This window comes from Streptomyces sp. NBC_00029 (genome assembly GCF_045160505.1).
Lineage (GTDB): Bacteria > Actinomycetota > Actinomycetes > Streptomycetales > Streptomycetaceae > Streptomyces.
This window is the reverse complement of the sequence record NZ_CP108292.1, coordinates 1,531,078-1,547,721: the sequence shown is the minus strand read 5'-3', so window position 1 is coordinate 1,547,721 and position 16,644 is coordinate 1,531,078. Positions and strand designations below refer to the sequence as shown.

Below are 16,644 nucleotides of genomic sequence, written 5' to 3'. Positions count from 1 at the left end.
TCCATGCAGGTAAGGGTGTTGGCAAGTGCAAGTGTGGGTCAAACCTTCAGGAGCTCCAACAGGCGCTCGAGGAAAGGGAGTTGGGATGGGATCAGCATGTTTTCCGCCAGCGGTGGAGCAAACCAGGCCACCCGGTCCAGCTCCGGGAACTCCTGTACGTTTCCGGAGTGCGGCGGCCACTCCATGGTGAAGGTCCCGGGCACCATCAGGGCGGGGTCGAGGTCCGCCTCCACCGCCCAGATGTTCACGAGCTTCCCGCTGGTGAGCCGTACCTCGCCCAGCGGCAGGTACTCGCCCTCCGGCGGGGGCAGCCCGATCTCCTCGGTGAACTCCCGGCGGGCCGCGTCCGTCGGGGTCTCCTCCGGCCCGTACTCGCCCTTGGGAATGCCCCAGCCCCCCGCTTCCCGCCCGGCCCAGAGCGGGCCGCCCATGTGCCCGAGCAGGACCTCGACACCGGACTCCGGCTCCGGGCCGGTCCGCCGGAACAGGAGCAGTCCGGCACTGCGTTTGTGCGTCATGGCTCCATCCATGCCCCGTTCCGGCCCCGGCCAGTGATCCGCCGAAAGAGGTACGCCCCGCACCGCCAAGTCCCTACGGTCTGCGCCGTGCGCCCCCACGCCCTGCGCGTCCGGAGCTCAGTGCTCGTGCGGACCCTGCCGGTGGACCGGCCCGTGCGCGTCCGCGCAGTGCGCGTCGGACGGGCCCGCGCCCGCGCGGCCGACCGTGAGCAGGGACTCCTGCGCGTGGTCCACCTGGAGGGTGGTGTGCGTGATCCCGTACTCCTTGTCGAGCAGCCGCTCCAGGTCCCGGCGCACGGCGTGGCAGTCGCCCGCCGGCTCCACCAGCACGTGCGCGGAGAGCGCCGCTTGGCCCGAAGTGATCGTCCAGATGTGCAGGTCGTGCACCTCGGTGACGGGCGGGTGCCCGACCAGCCGGTCGCCGACCGCGTCCGGGTCGACATGGGCGGGGGCGGCCTCCAGGAGTATCCGGCCGGACTCGCGGATCAGCCCGTAGCCCGCCTTGAGCATCAGCAGCACCACGACCAGCGTCGCGATCGCGTCCGCCTGCCGGAAACCGGTGGTCAGGACGATCACACCCGCGACGGCGGTACCGATGAAGGCGAAGAGGTCGTTCAGGATGTGCTGGTAGGCGCCCTCGACGACCAGGGTGGAACGGTTGGCCCGGGAGATGCACCAGGCCGCAGCCACATTGATGCCGATGCCCGCGAGCGCCGTCACCACGACCAGGCCGCCCTCCACCGGCGGCGGGTCCATCAGCCGCCGCACCGCCTCGTAGGCCAGCCAGAGCCCCAGGAGGATCAGGGTCAGCCCGTTGGCCTGGGCGGAGAGTATCTCGGCCCGCTTGAGGCCGTACGTGAAACCGCCGCGGGCGGGGCGCGCGGCCAGCCGCATGGCGATCAGCGCCAGGACGATCGAGACGGCGTCGGTCAGCATGTGGGCCGCGTCGGAGATCAGCGCCAGCGAATTGGCCATGACACCGATGACCACCTCGACGGCCATGAACCCGCCGATCAGGGCGAGCGCGATGGCCAGCCAGCGCCGGTCGGCGTCCGCGGACACACCGTGGCTGTGCCCTCCGGGCCCGTGCCCGTGGTCGTGCCCGTGTCCGTGGTCGTCGTGCGCGTGGTCGTGCCCACTCATGGCGTCCCCCGTCTCCTCGCGGCACCCGTGTGTTCGAGGCCGTCGCGTGAAGTGAAGCGCACCCCGGCGAGATGGGCAAAGGCTGCAACGGGGACCGTTGTCATTACCCATAAGAGGCCTCTGACCTGCAGTGATGTCCGACCGGTGCCGGACCTCCGGGATCGTGGGAAAATCTGGTCATGGTCCAGCGCCCCGGTGTGCCGACCGCGCCCCAGCTCGTCCTGGTGACCGACTGGGGCGCCACTGAGATGGACCCCGACCGGATCTACCACGTCGGCCGGGACCCCCTCTGCGAGATCTGCTTCGACGACGCCCGCGTCTCCTGGCACCACGCGATCCTGCGGTCCGACGGCGACCACTGGACGCTGGAGGACGAGGGCAGCACCAACGGCACCTGGGCCGACGGCCACCGCATCCACGAGTGGAGCGTCGGCGTCGGCACCGAGCTGCGCTTCGGCAGCGCCGCCGACGGGCCGCGCGCCGCCGTCGTCGGCCCCGCGCCACCCCCGCCGCCCCCACCCCCACCGACGCCCGGCGCCGGAGCCGCCCGGCCCTCCCGGGTCTCGAACCCGGCGATGACCGGTACCTTCCGGCAGCCCACGACCGTACGCCCGCTGCCCGTCCGCACTGCCGTACGCATCGGCCGCGCCCCCGACAGCGACCTCGTCGTCGACGACCTCACCGTCTCCCGCCGGCACGCCGAGCTGCACGCGCTCGCCGACGGCAGCTACGAGATCGTCGACCTCGGCAGCCACAACGGCACCTACGTCAACGGTGCGGCCGTGACCCGGCCCACCCGCGTCGCCGAGGGCGACATCGTCGGCATCGGCCACTCGGTCTTCTGCCTCGTCGGCGACCAGCTCCAGGAGTACGTGGACACCGGCGAGGTCTCCCTCGACGTCCAAGGGCTCACCGTCGCCGTCGACAACGGCCGCAAGACCCTCCTCGACCAGGTCTCCTTCCCCGTCGGCGCCAAATGCCTGCTCGCCGTCGTGGGCCCCAGCGGAGCCGGCAAATCCACCCTCCTGGGCGCCCTCACCGGCCTGCGCCCCGCCGACCGGGGCACCGTCCTCTACGACGGGCGCGACCTCTACCGCGACTACGCCGAACTGCGCAGCCGCATCGGCCTCGTCCCGCAGGACGACATCCTGCACTCCCAGCTGACCGTCCGGCGCGCCCTCACCTACGCCGCCGAACTGCGCTTCCCGCAGGACACCGCCAAGGCCGAACGCCAGGCCCGGGTCGACGAGGTCATCGGCGAACTCGGCCTCGAACAGCGTGCCGACCAGCCCATCCACAGCCTCTCCGGCGGCCAGCGCAAACGCGTCTCCGTCGCCCTGGAGCTGCTCACCAAGCCCTCCCTGCTGTTCCTGGACGAGCCCACCTCCGGCCTCGACCCCGGCATGGACCGCTCGGTGATGAACATGCTGCGCGACCTCGCGGACGACGGCCGCACGGTCATCGTCGTCACCCACAGCGTGCTCAACCTCGAAGGATGCGACCGTCTCCTGGTCCTCGCGCCCGGCGGGCGCATCGCGTACTACGGCGCTCCCGGGGAAGCCCTCGAATTCTTCGGCTTCGAGCAGTGGCCCGAGGCCTTCGAGGCCTTCGAGAACGAGCGCGACCGCGACTGGGCCGGGCAGTACCGGGCCTCGCCCCTGTACCGCCGCCACATCGACCTCGCAGCCGGCCGGTCCCCGCTCACGGGACAGGGCGAATGGGCCGCCGGCGTCCCACCGCAGCCACCGCCCAAGGCCCAGAGCTGGGGATCCCAGCTCTCCACCCTCATCCGCCGGTACGCGGCCGTGCTCAGGTCCGACCGCACGTTCCTGATCATCATGATCGCGCTGCCGTTCGTCATGGGCGCCATGACCCGCGCACTGGCCGGAAACACCCTCAACGCCGAAACGGCGCTGAACGCCCTGTTCATCCTGTGCGTGGGCGGAGTCCTGATCGGCGCCGCCAACGCGGTGCGCGAGTTGGTCAAGGAACGCGCCATCTACCGGCGCGAGCGCTCCGTCGGCCTGTCCCGGTCGGCCTACCTGATGTCCAAAATCGTGGTCCTCGGCGTGATCACCGTCGCCCAGGCCGTGGTCCTCACCCTCGTCGGCCTCGCGGGTGTCACCATCAATGCCCCCGGCGGCCGGGGCAACTTCATGCCACCACTGATCGAAATCACTCTCGCCGTCGCCCTGCTGTCCCTCACCGCGATGGTGCTCGGCCTGCTGATCTCCGCCCTGGTGGCCAAGGAGGAGGTCACCATGCCGCTGCTGGTCCTCCTCACGATCGTCCAGGTGGTCTTCTGCGGCTCCCTGCTGAAACTCACCGGTGTCCCCGTCATCGAACAGTTCGCCTGGTTCGTCCCGGCCCGGTGGGCCATGGGAGCGATGGCGGGCACCATCGACCTCGGCGCGATCGTCCCCGGAAAGATCACCCAGGACCCGCTGTTCGACCACGAGGCCCACCTCTGGCTCCTCGAGATGGGCATGCTCGTCGTCCTGTCCGTGCTGTTCGGCGTGCTGGTCGCCCGGCTGCTGCGCCGCCACGAGCCGACCATCATGCGGAAGTAGGCTTCATGAGCAGCTCGATGGGACGCCCGGGAGGTGAGGTGCAGGATTTCCGACCCACCCACGTGGTGCCGCAGGAGGGACTGTCCGCCTGGGAGGGGCCCGACGTCACCCGGCCGACCGTGCCCCTGGACCCGTTCCTGCCCGTGCAGCTGCTGTCCCGGCGCGGGGAGTGGGGGGAGGTCCTGTGCGCCAACGGGTGGTCCGCCTGGGTGGACGGCCGGCTGCTCGTCGCCGTGCCGCACCCGCCGCCGACCGCCGGGGGACGGCCCCCGGTCCGCTCGGAGGACCCGAGACCGCTCCTCACGCGCGGCGCCGAGGCCCTGGAACGCTACCGGCGGGCCGTGGACGAGCTCGCCTCCGGACGGATCGACACCGACGCCTTCCGGCGCTCCGTGCGCGGCCTGCGGGCCGGTGTGGTCATCGACGGGGAATCGGTGTGGCTCTACGACGAGAAGTCGGGGCGGTGGCTGTACGACGACGGCGACCGCATGGCGACCTACGCGGTCGTGGCCGGGCCGGGCGGAGCGACCGGCCCCGGCCCCGGACCCGAGCAGCAGCCGCCGCCCGCGGCCGCGGCCACGGACCCGGGCGGTGGACCCGCCGTCCGCAGGCCCCAGACACCGACCGACGTGGTCGGCGTGCCGCGCGAGGGGGCGGGGGACCGGTCCGACCGTGCGGTGGCCCATGACCCGACGCGGATCGTGGACACCCGCGATCCCGGAGGCGGCTGATGGCGGACGACAAGCGGGCGGAGCGGCCCGGCGGCACCCCCACCGACCTGTGCGGGAAGCAGATCGCCGGGTACCTGGTGGAGAGCGAGCTCGGCCGCGGCGGGATGGCCGTCGTCTACCGGGCCAGGGACCTTCGGCTCGACCGGATGGTGGCACTGAAACTGCTGGCCCCCGAGCTGGCCCGCAACGACACCTTCCGGCAGCGGTTCGCCCACGAGTCGAAGGTGGCCGCGACCATCGAGCACCCGCACATCGTGCCCGTCTTCGAGGCGGGGGAGGCGGACGGACTGCTCTACATCGCCATGCGCCTCGTCGAGGGCCCGGACCTGCGGGTGATGCTGGACCGGACGGGTCCGCTGCCGGTGGACACGGCCGCGCGCATCGCCGGCCAGGTGGCGTCCGCGCTCGACGCGGCCCACGCCCACGACCTGGTCCACCGGGACGTGAAACCGGGCAACATCCTGATCGCCGCGGGCACGGACCGGGACCACCCGGAACACGCCTACCTCACGGACTTCGGGCTGACGAAGAAATCGCTGTCGCTGACCGGGTTCACCACCGACGGGCAGTTCGTCGGGACGGTGACCTACGTGGCGCCGGAACAGATCTCCGGCAAGCCCGTGGACGGCCGGTGCGACGTCTACAGCCTGGGGTGCGTCGTCTACGAGGCCCTCGCCGGGGAGCCGCCCTTCCAGCGCGACGACGACATCGCCCTGCTGTGGGCCCACCAGTTCGATGCGCCGCCGCCGCTGACCTCGCGGCGGCCCGGACTGCCGGAGGCCGTGGACGAGGTACTGGCCAAGGCGCTGGCCAAGTCGCCCGACGACCGGTGGAGCAGCTGCCTGGAGTTCACCACGGCCCTGCGGCGCGCGGGCACCGGAACAGGGGCGCCGACGACGGGGCCTTCGGGCGGGCCGCCCGAAGGGGCGAGCGGGGCCGGCGGCGCGGCGCAGGACGCGCTGCCCGCACCTCCGCCGGTGCCGAGGTGGGCGCTGCCGGTCTTCACCCTGCCGCCGGACGGCGGCCCGCGCTCCTGAGCCCGATCCGTCTCAGCAGCTCCGTCTCACCGGCTTCGTCTCAGCCAGGGGGCCGGGCCGCCGCGGACGGTTCGTCGACCCGGCCGCGGCGGTGCAGCGGACGGGCCAGGAGAGCGCCCAGGAAGCCCGCCACCGCGCCCCACAGCAGGCCGAGCCCGACGTTGCGCCACAGCACGGGCACCAGTTCCACCTGGCCACCGAGGCCGTCGACGTCGCCGATGCCCAGCAGGGAGAGGCCGAACTGCGCCTGGATCCTGCCCAGCAGACAGACCGTCAGGGTCGCCAGGGCCACGGCCACCCCCAGGTGGAGCGCGTGCTGCCAGGGGCGGACGTGGGCCGGGGAGCGTACGGCCGCCAGCACACCCGTGCCGAGCAGCAGGACGGCGGCCACCGCCACCAGCCACCACGCCCGGGAGTCCTGCTCCGCGAGCGAGGACACGTCGACCGTGGACAGGTCGGAGCCGCGCAGGACCTGGTCCAGCAGCTGGGGCATCGGCAGTCCGAACGGCCCTTCGACCCGGCCCTCCCAGACGCCGCCGAAGCCCAGGGTGAGCGCGAGCCAGACGAGGTTCGGCAGCCCGAGCAGGATCACGGCGAAGGTCCGGTCGGCATGGCCCTGCGTGGCGGCCACGACCACGCCGACCCCGATGCCGAGGACGACGTAGGAGAGGAGCAGCAGCATCGTGGCGAAGGCGGCCGGGCGCAGTGCCGAGTGGAAGCGGACCAGCCGGGCGGGGAGCGGGGCGCGCCGCGAGACGAGCAGAGCGATCAGCAACAGGCCCAGGATCCAAAGGAGTCCGTAGAGGAGGGTGGCGGGCAGGTCGGCCTCGAAGCCCACCGTCGGCTCGGAGTCGAGGAGATCGGTGATCGTCCCGATGGGGGAGTCGCCGGTGGAGATGCCGAAGGTCGCGCGGGCCAGGAACGTGACGCCGGTCAGGGCGAGGAGCCACAGCAGGACCAACGGGACGGCCCGGCCGACGAGTTCGCGGGGCCGGGCCACCGCCCGGTTGTGCAGGGGGCGCAGGAAGAGGTATCCGGTCGTCAGGGCGCCGGCCAGGGTCACCGACAACGGGACCACCGACAGGCTCGCCTCGGCCCCCGCCAGCAGGCCGGCGCCGCCCGACACCTCCAGCGACCCGCCGGCCGCCATCACCACGACGGCGGCGAGCACGTGCGGGAACGCGCCGTCCGGCAGACCGCCCGCGCCGGCGAACACCAGCCCGGCCGCGGCGACCGCGGCCATCACGGCGAAACCCGCGACAACGGCGACGAGGGCGTCACGCCATGCCCTCGCGGAGCCCCCCGACGATGAAGATCCCGGCGTCCGACTCACCCTGCCACCGTGACACCCTCGGCTTGCGGCCACCACCCGGACGGCGCACACAATGGTCCCCAGGGAACTCACTCCTCCTGGGAAGAAGAGCCCGTGACCACACAACCATCCGGCCGACCGCCGTCTTCGGAACGCCCCACCGGGCCGCCTTCGGGTCCGCTCTCGGGCGGACAGCACGGGCCCCCGCCGCCCCCGCCCCCGGCGCCTCCGGGTGGGCCGGGAGGCCAGGGCCCGGGTCAGGGTCCGGGCCCTGCCAAAGGCCCTTGGTGGCGCTCCGTGCCACGGCTGGTCACCGCGCTCGTCGCGGTGACCGCGGTCGTCGCGCTCGCCGTGGTCCTCACCCGGCCCAGTGGCACCGACAACGCCGGTGGCGAGGTGTTCCTCCAGCCGGCCGCCGCCTCCGGCCCCGACCCCTTCACCGAGTCCGCGGCGGTGCAGGAGGCCCCGCCACCGCCGGAGAGCCCGTCGCCGCAGAGCCGGCCACCTTCTCCCCAGGGCACCGGAACCCCGCGGGTCAGCCCCAGTGCCAGCCCGACCGCGCCCGTGGGCACCAGGAGCGTCAGCGGCTCCGCGCCGGGCGTCTACACCGGTACCCGGAACGTCGCCAGCTGCGACGTCGAGAAGCTGATCGGATCGCTCACCGCGGACCCCGCCAAGAACGCGGCCTTCGCCTCGGTCTTCGGCCTCCAGCCGGCCGGGGTTCCCGGATACCTGCGCTCACTCACGTCGGTGCAGCTGCGCATGGACACCCGGGTGACGAACCACAGCTACCGTGACGGCAAGGTCGTGCCCTACCAGGCCGTGCTCCAGGCCGGGACGGCCGTGCTGGTGGACGACCGGGGCGTGCCGCGCGTGCGCTGCGCGTGCGGGAACCCGCTCGGTCCGCCGGTGGCCCTCAAGGCCAACCCGAAGCGCTTCGGGCAGACGTGGCCCTCCTACCAGCCGGCGAAGGTGGTGGCCGTCGCACCGTCGGTGACCATCGTGAACAAGATCGTGATCTACGACCCCCGCGACCACCGCTGGTACGAGCGCCCCAAGGGCGGCAACCAGGGCAAGCGCCCGCCCGACCGGCCGATACCGCCCCCGCCGGTCCCGACGCCGCCGCCGCTCACCCCGAGTCCGGTGATCACGCCGACCCCGTCCAGGACGACGCCGACCCCCTCGGTGACGAGCCCGACGCCGACTCCGTCCGTGACGACGCCGACGCCGAGTCCGTCCGTCACGACGCCGAGTCCGTCCGTCACGACCCCGAGTCCGTCCGTGACGACGCCCAGCCCGTCCGTGACGACGCCGACGCCCACTCCGACGGCCCCGACCCCGACTCCGTCGAAGTCCCCCTCGGAGCCACCGTCGAAGTCGCCCACCTCGTCGCCCTCCGAGTCACCGGTGAAGTCGCCCTTGGAGTCACCGTCCGCGGCACCGTCCGCGTCGCCCTCGGAGTCACCGGTGACGTCCCCGTCACCGGCGCCGTCTCCCTCCGACGCGAAGTCGCCCTCGGTGACGGTCTCGAAGCCGGCCGAGTCACCTGCGGCGTCACCGGCGCCGAGGTCCCTGCCGCCGCCTCCCGCGTCTCCCGCGCCGACGACGGCCGCCCCTGTGCCCCCGCCCCCCTCGGCCGCACCCCGGCCGCAGTCCCCGCCTCCGCCGACGGCCGCGCCGCTGCCGAGGCCGGAACCGGTCCTGACGGCTCCCGAGCGCCAGCCCGAGCCCGAGCGTGAGCCCGAGCCCGAGCGTGAGCCCGAGGGCCCGGCCGAGGAGAGCTAGGCCGTCTCCCGTCCATCGCCGTGCCTCCTGTCCCGTACGGGACAGGAGGCACGGCCGCGGGGCGCCACGGCAGGGAACCGGAGGTCAGGCGCGGCTGCGACGGGTCAGCGCGTCGCCCGCCGCGCCCACCGCGAGGCCGAGGGCGATCATGACGACGTAGCTGTAGATCTCGTAGCCGTCGGGGGCGAGGAAACGGACGAAGCTCATGAAGTGGATCCAGCCGAGCCACTCGTGCAGCAGGCCGCTCGCGCCGCCGATGACGAGGACGAAGCAGAGCAGCCCCGAGAAGGCGGCCAACGGGGACTTCGGGGTGGAGGAGGTCATGCCCCGACGTTAGGGGCCGGGCCCAGGGCCGGGAATCGGGCTTACGGCTGCCCGCGGTCGTACTTAAGTATTCGGTCCGGGGCGCGGACACCTGCGGGCCGTCGGGCCTGCGTAGATTTCCGGGACATGCGCCGTATCCACCGCACCCGCCGGGACTGGGCCGCCGACCTGGGCCTGTTCCTCTTCGCCGCGTGCTTCGCCGCCGTCAGCTCGCAGTCCATCCCGGTGGACGAGAGCCTCGGCCCGGGGTGGCGGACCGCCGACCAGGTGGTCGGCGGGCTGGGCTGCGCGGCGGTGCTCCTGCGTCGGCGCTGGCCGGTCCAGCTGGCCGTGGCGCTGCTCCTGGCGGGCGGGTTCGCGCACTACCTGACCGGACCGGCGATGGTGGCCGTGTTCACCGTGGCCGCGACCCGGCCCTGGAAGGCCACGGCCTGGGTGGCGGCGCTGGCCTTCGGCCCCCTGCCCCTCTTCCTGTGGCGGCTGCCGGACATGTCCGGGGATCGGGCGGGCTCGGCGGTGACGTACTTCGCCCTGATCGCCGGGGCCATCGGCTGGGGGCTCTTCCGGCGCTCCCGCCGGCAGCTGATCGCCTCGCTGCGCGAGCGCGCCGAGCTGGCCGAGGCGGACGCGGAGTCCCGGGCGGAGCGGGCCCGGATGGAGGCCAGGGAGGAGATCGCCCGCGAGATGCACGACGTACTCGGCCACCGGCTGTCGCTGCTGAGCGTGCACGCGGGCGCACTGGAGTTCAACCCGGGCGCCCCGCGGGCGGAGATCGAGCGGGCGGCCGCGGTGATGCGGGAGAGCGCCCACCTGGCCCTGCACGACCTGCGCGAGGTGATCGGCGTACTGCGGGCCGGTTCGGGGGAAGGACCGGCGGAGGACGAGCGTCCGCAGCCGGAACTGGCGGACCTGCCGCGCCTGGTGGCGGAGGCGAGGGCCGCGGGCGGCCGGATCGCGCTGGCCGGACCGCCCGAGGGGGACACGCCGCCGGCCCTGGTGGGGCGTACGGCGTACCGGATCGTCCAGGAGGCGCTGACCAACGTACGCAAGCACGCGCCCGGCGCGGACGTCGACGTGCGGCTCACCGGGGGCCCGGGGGACGGGCTGACGGTGGAGGTCCGCAACGCCCGCCCATCCGTACCGGATCCGGCGAGGGCCGCCGCCCCCGGAACGGCCGGGGGCGGCGGACAGGGGCTGATCGGGCTGGCCGAACGCGCCCGGCTGGCGGGCGGGGAACTGACGGCCCTCCCCGCCGACGGCGGCTTCCGGGTGCACGCCTGGCTACCCTGGCAGAGCTGACCGGGGGACGGGGCAGGACGCCGGAACGCGCCGGAACGCGCCGGAACGCGCCGGAGCGCGACGGAAGATGACGCAAGAGGACGGAAGACGAGAGAAGAGGCGCCGGTGATCCGCGTACTGCTGGTCGACGACGACGCGATCGTCCGGGCCGGGCTGCGCCTGATGCTCGGCGGCGCCCCGGACATCGACCTGGTCGCGGAGGCCGCGGACGGGGCGGAGGTGCCCGGCCTCGTCGCCGCGCACGGCCCCGACCTGGTGCTGATGGACATCCGGATGCCCGGCGTCGACGGGCTCGCCGCCACCGAGCGGCTGCGGGCGCAGCCGGGAGCCCCCGAGGTACTGGTCCTGACCACCTTCCACACCGACGCGCACGTCCTGCGCGCGCTGCGGGCCGGAGCCGCCGGATTCCTCCTCAAGGACACCCCGCCGCAGGAGATCGTGACGGCGATCCGGACGGTGGCGGCCGGCGACCCGGTGCTGTCCCCGGCCGTCACCCGCCGGCTCATCGACCGGGTGGCGGGGGGCGACGGCGGCCAGGGCGCCCGCGCGACCGCCGCCCGGGCCCGGCTGGCGCTGCTGGCCGGGCGCGAGCGGGAGGTGGCCGTCGCCGTCGGGCGGGGCCTGTCCAACGCCGAGATCGGGCGGGAGCTGCACCTGGCGCTGCCCACGGTGAAGACCCACGTGTCCCGGATCCTGACCCGGCTCGACCTCAACAACCGGGTGCAGATCGCCCTTCTGGTCCATGACGCGGACCTGCCGGACAGCGGCGGACCGCCCCGCTGAGAAGAGCGCCGCGAGGGCCCGTACCGGCCCCGTACGGGACGGCGCACACCCGCCCGCCCTCCGTCCCGGCCGTTCCACAGGGACACCGGCGGAGGAGAGTGAGACCCTGGCTGCATGGCCCGTAGGGCAGACAACCCCGACGTCGGCTGGCCCGCGCGGCCCGACATGAGCCTCGCGCTCAACCGCATGGGCACATTCGACTGGGACCTCGACAGCGGGCGGATGTTCCTCGATCCCACCGCGCTCGAGGTGCTCGAGCTGCGCCAGGAGGAGTTCGACGGGACCGTTGACGGGCTCCGGCGCTGCTTCGCACCCGGTGAGGAGGCCCGCCTCGACACCCGGGTCGCGCAGGCGATCAAGGACGGCAGGAGCCACTACGGGGCCTACGTCCGCAGCCGCCGGCGCGACGGTTCGTCGGCCTGGACCCACGTCCAGGGGCACATCCTGCGGGATCCATCCGGTCGCTCGTACCGCGTGATCGGGATCCTCCGCGACGCCGCCCACGACCCGGGTGAGCCGGGCGCCGCCGGTGAAGAGGTCGAGGGGCGCCGCAGGATGACCGGCGTCGTCGAGCGGACCACCGCCATCCTGGCCCACGCCCGCACCGTCAACGACGTGACCGACATCCTCAAGGACCCCCAGGCCCTCGGGCACCTCGGCGCGGTCAGCGTGATGCTGGGCGTCGTCGACGGCGGCCGCATCCACCTGGTGGCGGAGGGGCAGCTCGGCTCGTACGTGCCCGAGATCGAATACACGCGGATCGACGCGCGGCTCCCGATGAGCGAGGCCGTACGCACCATGCAGTCGGTCTTCATCGTCTCGCGGGAGGAGTTCCAGCAGGGCTACCCGGACCTGTGGCCGTACATCGAGCCGCTGTCCGTCCGCAGCGGCGTCTATCTGCCGCTGATCGCCCAGGGACGGCCCGTCGGGGCGCTCGGGCTGCTCTACGCGCGGGAGGGCGATTTCACCGCCGAGGAACGGAACCTGCTGATGGCGCTCGGCAGCGGCGTCGCCCAGAGCCTCCAGCGTGCCATCCTCTTCGAGCAGGAGCACGACCTCGCCGAGGGGCTCCAGCGGGCGATGCTGCCCCGGCGGATCCCGGACGTGCCGGGCGCGCTGATCGCCGTACGGTACCGCTCGGCCCGGATGGGGCGGGACGTCGGCGGCGACTGGTACGACGTGATCCCGCTCGGCGACGGCCGGGTCGGGGTGATGATCGGCGACGTCGAGGGGCACGACACGGACGCGGCCGCGGTCATGGGGCAGCTGCGCATCGTGATGCGCGCGTACATCGTCGAGGGGCACACGCCCGGCACGGCGATGGCCCGGGCCTCGGCCTTCCTGCGCGAGCTGGAGACGGAACGCTTCGCCACGTGCACCTATGCCGAGGTGGACCTCACCACCGGAATGCTCCGGCTGGTCCGTGCCGGGCACCTCGACCCGGTCGTACGGCGCGGTGACGGGAGTGTCCACCGGGTGCAGGTGGCCGGTGGACTGCCGCTCGGCCTGCCGCCCCGTGAGCAGGCCGGCACCGGTTCCGGCTATCCCGTCACCAGCCTGGAACTGCACCCCGGGGACACCCTGCTGCTGTGCACCGACGGCCTGATCGAACGCCCCGGCGCGGACCAGGACAGCGGCATGCGGGAACTCGTGGCGGCGGTCCACAGCGGCCCGGTCGACGTGGAGGAACTCGCCGACGTGCTGTGCGACCTGGTCGGGGACTCGGGCAGCGGGGACGACATGGCCCTGCTCGTACTGCGTCGCCGGGGCACCCCCACCGCACGCGGCGGCGGTCCGCTGCACCAGCGGCTGGAGCCGGGCGACGCGAAGGCCCCGGCGCTGGCCCGGCACCTGATCCGGGCGGCGGTGGCCGCCTGGGGCGCCCGGCACCGGGCCGACGAGATCGAGCTGGCGGCGGACGAGCTGATGACCAACGCCCTGGTCCACACGGAGGGCGGCGGCCACGTCAGCATGCGGCTCACGGCGCAGGGGCGGATCCGCATCGAGGTCGAGGACACCAGCAGTGACCTGCCGAGGCGGCGCGAGGCGGGCGACTGGGCGGTCTCGGGGCGCGGACTGATGCTGGTGGACCGGCTCGCGGACGAGTGGGGCGTGGAGCCCCGGGGCGGCGGGAAGTGCGTGTGGTGCGAGTTCGAGCTGGCCGCCCCGGAGGACGCCGGCTGAGGGGAGGACGCCGGCCTAGGACCGAGGGCCGGCCGGAACCTCAGAGGGTCACCAGGGTGACCTCGGTGGCCTTCACGCTCGTCCACACCGCGGCGCCGTCCACGATGCCCAGCTCGGCCGCCGCGTCGGGGGTGATCTCGGAGACCAGGTCGGGAGCCTCGGCCGAGGCGATCAGCACGCGCAGCCGGCTGCCGACCGCGGTGATCTCCCGTACGGTGCCGGGCCAGACGTTGCGGGGGCTGCCGCCCGGGCGGTCCCGGTGGACCGACACCGCCTCCGGAGCGATGATCGCCAGAGCCTTCGTCCCCTCGGACAGTGCCTCGGCGACCACCAGGTGACCGCCGCCCGCGAGGGTGAGCCCGGTGGCGGAAGCGGTGCCCGGCCACGCGTTGCGCCCCAGCATGCGGGCCACCCACGGGGAGCGCGGGTGCCGGGTCACCTCGGTGGGCGGCGCGTCCTGCAGGGCCCGTCCGTCGGCCAGTACGAGGACCCGGTCGGCCAGGGACACCGCCTCGACGGGATCGTGGGTGACGAGGAGGCAGACACCGCCGAAGCCGGCCAGGTGGCTGCGCAGCGTGTGCCGCACCCGGGCCCGGGTGGTCTGGTCGAGCGCGGCGAGCGGTTCGTCCAGCAGCAGGAGCCGGGGGCGGGCGGCCAGCGCCCGGGCCAGTGCCACCCGCTGGGCCTGGCCGCCGGAGAGCTGCGCGGGCCGGCGGTCGGCGAGGTGCACGACGCCGAGCCGGTCCAGCCAGGTCAGGGCCTCGCGGACGGCCTCGGCGCGCGGCACCCCGCGGGCGCGCAGTCCGTACGCGGTGTTGGCCACGGCGGTCAGGTGCGGGAACAGCGCGCCGTCCTGCGGGACCCAGGCCACCTGCCGCCTGTGCGGGGGCAGGGCCGTCACATCGGTGTCGCCGAGCCGCAGTTCGGCGTGGGCGCGCGGGGTGAGGCCGAGCAGGGCGCGCAGCAGAGTGGTCTTGCCCGCGCCGTTCTCGCCGACCACGGCGATGGTGGTGCCGGGTTCCGCGTCGAGGGTGAGCTCGTTGAAGCCGGTGACGACTGCGCGCAGGGGCCAGTGACCGCCGTCGTGCGGCAGCGCGGTCCTGCCGACGCCGGTGGCGGGGCCGGCGTCCGTGGCGGGGCCGGCGTCCGTGGCGGGGCCGGCGTCCGCGGCGGGCGGCTCCTCCCGGACCGCCGGCGGCGCGGTGGCGTCGCGGGCCACCGGGGTGCCCGTCCAGCGTCCGCGCAGGGCGATCAGTACGCCCATGGCGATCGCGAGGAGCAGGAGCGAGACGGAGGTGGCGGCCTCGGGCCTGTCCTGCAGCAGGAGGTACACCTGGAGCGGCAGGGTCTGGGTGGTGCCGGGCAGGTTGCCGGCGAAGGTGATGGTGGCGCCGAACTCGCCGAGCGCGCGGGCCCAGGTCAGCGCGGCGCCGGCGATGAGGCCGGGGGCCACCATGGGCAGGGTCACGGTGAAGAACACCCGGACCGGCGAGGCGCCGAGCGAGGCGGCGGTCTCCTCGTAGCTCTGCTTGAGGCCGCCGAGGGCGCCTTCGAGGCTGATCACCAGGAACGGCATGGCGACGAACGTGGCCGCGACGACGGCGCCCGACGTGTGGAACGGCAGGGTGATCCCGAAGGTGCCCTCCAGCCAGGGACCGAGCAGCCCGCGCCGGCCGAACGCGAGGAGCAGGGCGACACCGCCGACGGTCGGCGGCAGCACCATGGGGAGCAGCACGAGGGAGCGCACCAGGGCCTTGCCCTTGAACTCGACGCGGGCCAGCAGCCAGGCGAGCGGCACGCCGAGGAGGAGCGAGAGGGCCAGCGCCCACAGGGACACCACGAGCGAGAGCTTGAGGGCCTCGACCACGCCGGGGCTGGTGAGGTGGGTGCCGAGCTCGCCCCACTGCGTGCGCACGAGGATGCCGATGAGCGGCAGCAGCAGGAACGCGACGGCGAGCAGCGCGGGCAGCGTCAGGGCCAACGGGGGCCGGGTGCGGGTGCGGAGTCTACTCATGAGGGTTCCTGGCTGGGGGTGGTCGGCTGCGGGGGAAGCGTATGCGGTCGGCGACGGCGGATCCGGCCGCGCGGGCGGGAAACCCCGAAAGGGGCTGCCTGTCCCCCCGGTTCAGGCAGCCCCTCGGTGTCCGGCCGTGGCCGGAGACGGCGATCACGCCTTCTGGAAGCCCGCGTCCTGGAGGATCTTCTGCGCCTCGGGGCTGCTCAGCCAGGTGACGAACGCGGCCGCGTCCTCGGCGTTCTTGGACTGCTTCAGGGTGGCGGCCGGGTAGGAGGCCACGGCGTTCTGGTCGTCGGGGATCTCCACCGTGACGACCTTGTCGCCGGACTTCGCGGAGTCGGTCTTGTAGACCAGACCGGCGTCGGCCTCGCCCAGCTCGACCTTGCTCAGCACGGCGCGGACGTTGGGCTCCTGGGAGACCGGCTTCACCTCGATCTTCTGGGCGTCGAGGATCTGCTTGCTGTAGCGGCCGACCGGGACCTCGGGCGCGGCCAGCACGACCTTGATCTTGGTGTCGGCGAGGTCCTTGAGCTCGTCGATCTTGAACGGGTTGGCTTTGCCGGCCGCGATGACCAGGCGGTTCTTGGCGATGATCGTGGCGTCGCCGGTCTCGGTCCTCAGACCGTCCATGGTCTTGGTGTCGGCGGTGACCAGCGCGTCGGCCGGGGCGCCCTGCTTGACCTGGGCCGCGAGTTCCTGCGAACCCGCGAAGGAGAAGGTGATCTTCGTGCCGGGGTGGGTCTTCTCGTACTCCGCCCCCGCGGCCTTGAAGACGTCGGTCAGGGAAGAGGCCGCCAGGACCGTGAGGTTGACGGCCTTCGGGGTGGCACTGGCGCCGACGGCGGGCTTGTCCTCGTTCTTGCCGCAGGCGGCCAGCGGTACGAGCAGGGCGGCGGTCAGCGCGGCGGCGGCGGTACGGCGGAACGTGATCGGGGACATGA

General features: G+C 73.6%; 12 protein-coding genes and 1 pseudogene. 7 read left to right on the top strand and 6 right to left on the bottom strand.

Annotated features, from left to right (window positions below):
• Positions 1-38 precede the first annotated feature (38 nt).
• Positions 39-518, bottom strand: a complete 480-nt coding sequence (locus tag OG753_RS07715) for an NUDIX domain-containing protein (protein WP_405787796.1) — start codon at positions 516-518, stop codon at positions 39-41.
• A 117-nt stretch (positions 519-635) separates the two neighbouring features.
• The gene (locus OG753_RS07710; protein ID WP_401683293.1) at positions 636-1,661 is read right to left on the bottom strand and encodes a cation diffusion facilitator family transporter; all 1,026 of its coding nucleotides are present in this window, start codon (positions 1,659-1,661) and stop codon (positions 636-638) included.
• A 179-nt stretch (positions 1,662-1,840) separates the two neighbouring features.
• On the opposite strand from OG753_RS07710, the gene OG753_RS07705 reads away from it, so the two are divergent.
• The 3 genes from OG753_RS07705 to OG753_RS07695 are packed head-to-tail and all read left to right on the top strand — an operon-like array spanning position 1,841 to position 5,999.
• Positions 1,841-4,231: an FHA domain-containing protein gene (locus tag OG753_RS07705; RefSeq protein ID WP_405787795.1), complete on the top strand. Its 2,391-nt coding sequence runs from the start codon at positions 1,841-1,843 to the stop codon at positions 4,229-4,231.
• A 38-nt stretch (positions 4,232-4,269) separates the two neighbouring features.
• Positions 4,270-4,962, top strand: coding sequence for a hypothetical protein (locus OG753_RS07700; protein WP_405787794.1), 693 nt, complete (start codon positions 4,270-4,272; stop codon positions 4,960-4,962).
• Positions 4,962-5,999 carry a serine/threonine-protein kinase gene (locus tag OG753_RS07695; RefSeq protein ID WP_405787793.1) on the top strand — a complete coding sequence of 346 codons (1,038 nt, stop codon included), beginning with the start codon at positions 4,962-4,964 and terminating at the stop codon, positions 5,997-5,999. The genes OG753_RS07700 and OG753_RS07695 overlap by 1 nt, the downstream gene beginning before the upstream one ends.
• A 40-nt stretch (positions 6,000-6,039) precedes the next feature.
• On the opposite strand, the gene OG753_RS07690 is transcribed toward OG753_RS07695, so the two are convergent.
• Positions 6,040-7,332 (bottom strand): streptophobe family protein, encoded by a 1,293-nt coding sequence (locus OG753_RS07690; protein ID WP_405787792.1) that lies wholly within the window; start codon positions 7,330-7,332, stop codon positions 6,040-6,042.
• Between the two features lie 93 nt (positions 7,333-7,425).
• Here OG753_RS07690 and OG753_RS07685 point away from each other — a divergent pair.
• Positions 7,426-8,703, top strand: a pseudogene (locus OG753_RS07685) (DUF6777 domain-containing protein); the annotation flags it as partial.
• A 477-nt stretch (positions 8,704-9,180) separates the two neighbouring features.
• Here the strand turns inward: OG753_RS07685 and OG753_RS07680 are convergent.
• Complete coding sequence (locus OG753_RS07680; protein ID WP_405787791.1) at positions 9,181-9,420, bottom strand: hypothetical protein; 240 nt, start codon at positions 9,418-9,420, stop codon at positions 9,181-9,183.
• Between the two features lie 126 nt (positions 9,421-9,546).
• Here OG753_RS07680 and OG753_RS07675 point away from each other — a divergent pair, with 126 nt between their 5' ends.
• The 3 genes from OG753_RS07675 (at position 9,547) to OG753_RS07665 (ending at position 13,686) form a co-directional block, all read left to right on the top strand.
• Positions 9,547-10,719: a sensor histidine kinase gene (locus OG753_RS07675; protein ID WP_405787790.1), complete on the top strand. Its 1,173-nt coding sequence runs from the start codon at positions 9,547-9,549 to the stop codon at positions 10,717-10,719.
• A gap of 105 nt (positions 10,720-10,824) precedes the next feature.
• Positions 10,825-11,502, top strand: coding sequence for a response regulator (locus tag OG753_RS07670; protein WP_405787789.1), 678 nt, complete (start codon positions 10,825-10,827; stop codon positions 11,500-11,502).
• A gap of 114 nt (positions 11,503-11,616) precedes the next feature.
• The gene (locus tag OG753_RS07665) at positions 11,617-13,686 is read left to right on the top strand and encodes a SpoIIE family protein phosphatase (protein WP_327261041.1); all 2,070 of its coding nucleotides are present in this window, start codon (positions 11,617-11,619) and stop codon (positions 13,684-13,686) included.
• A 40-nt stretch (positions 13,687-13,726) separates the two neighbouring features.
• On the opposite strand, the gene OG753_RS07660 is transcribed toward OG753_RS07665, so the two are convergent.
• Together OG753_RS07660 and modA are read right to left on the bottom strand one after the other, a co-directional pair.
• On the bottom strand, positions 13,727-15,700 hold the full coding sequence (locus tag OG753_RS07660; RefSeq protein WP_405787788.1) for an ABC transporter permease: 1,974 nt from the start codon (positions 15,698-15,700) through the stop codon (positions 13,727-13,729).
• 153 nt (positions 15,701-15,853) lie between these two features.
• A complete protein-coding gene (modA, locus tag OG753_RS07655) occupies positions 15,854-16,642 on the bottom strand; it encodes a molybdate ABC transporter substrate-binding protein (protein ID WP_405787787.1) in 789 nt (262 codons plus the stop codon).
• Positions 16,643-16,644: the final 2 nt, after the last annotated feature.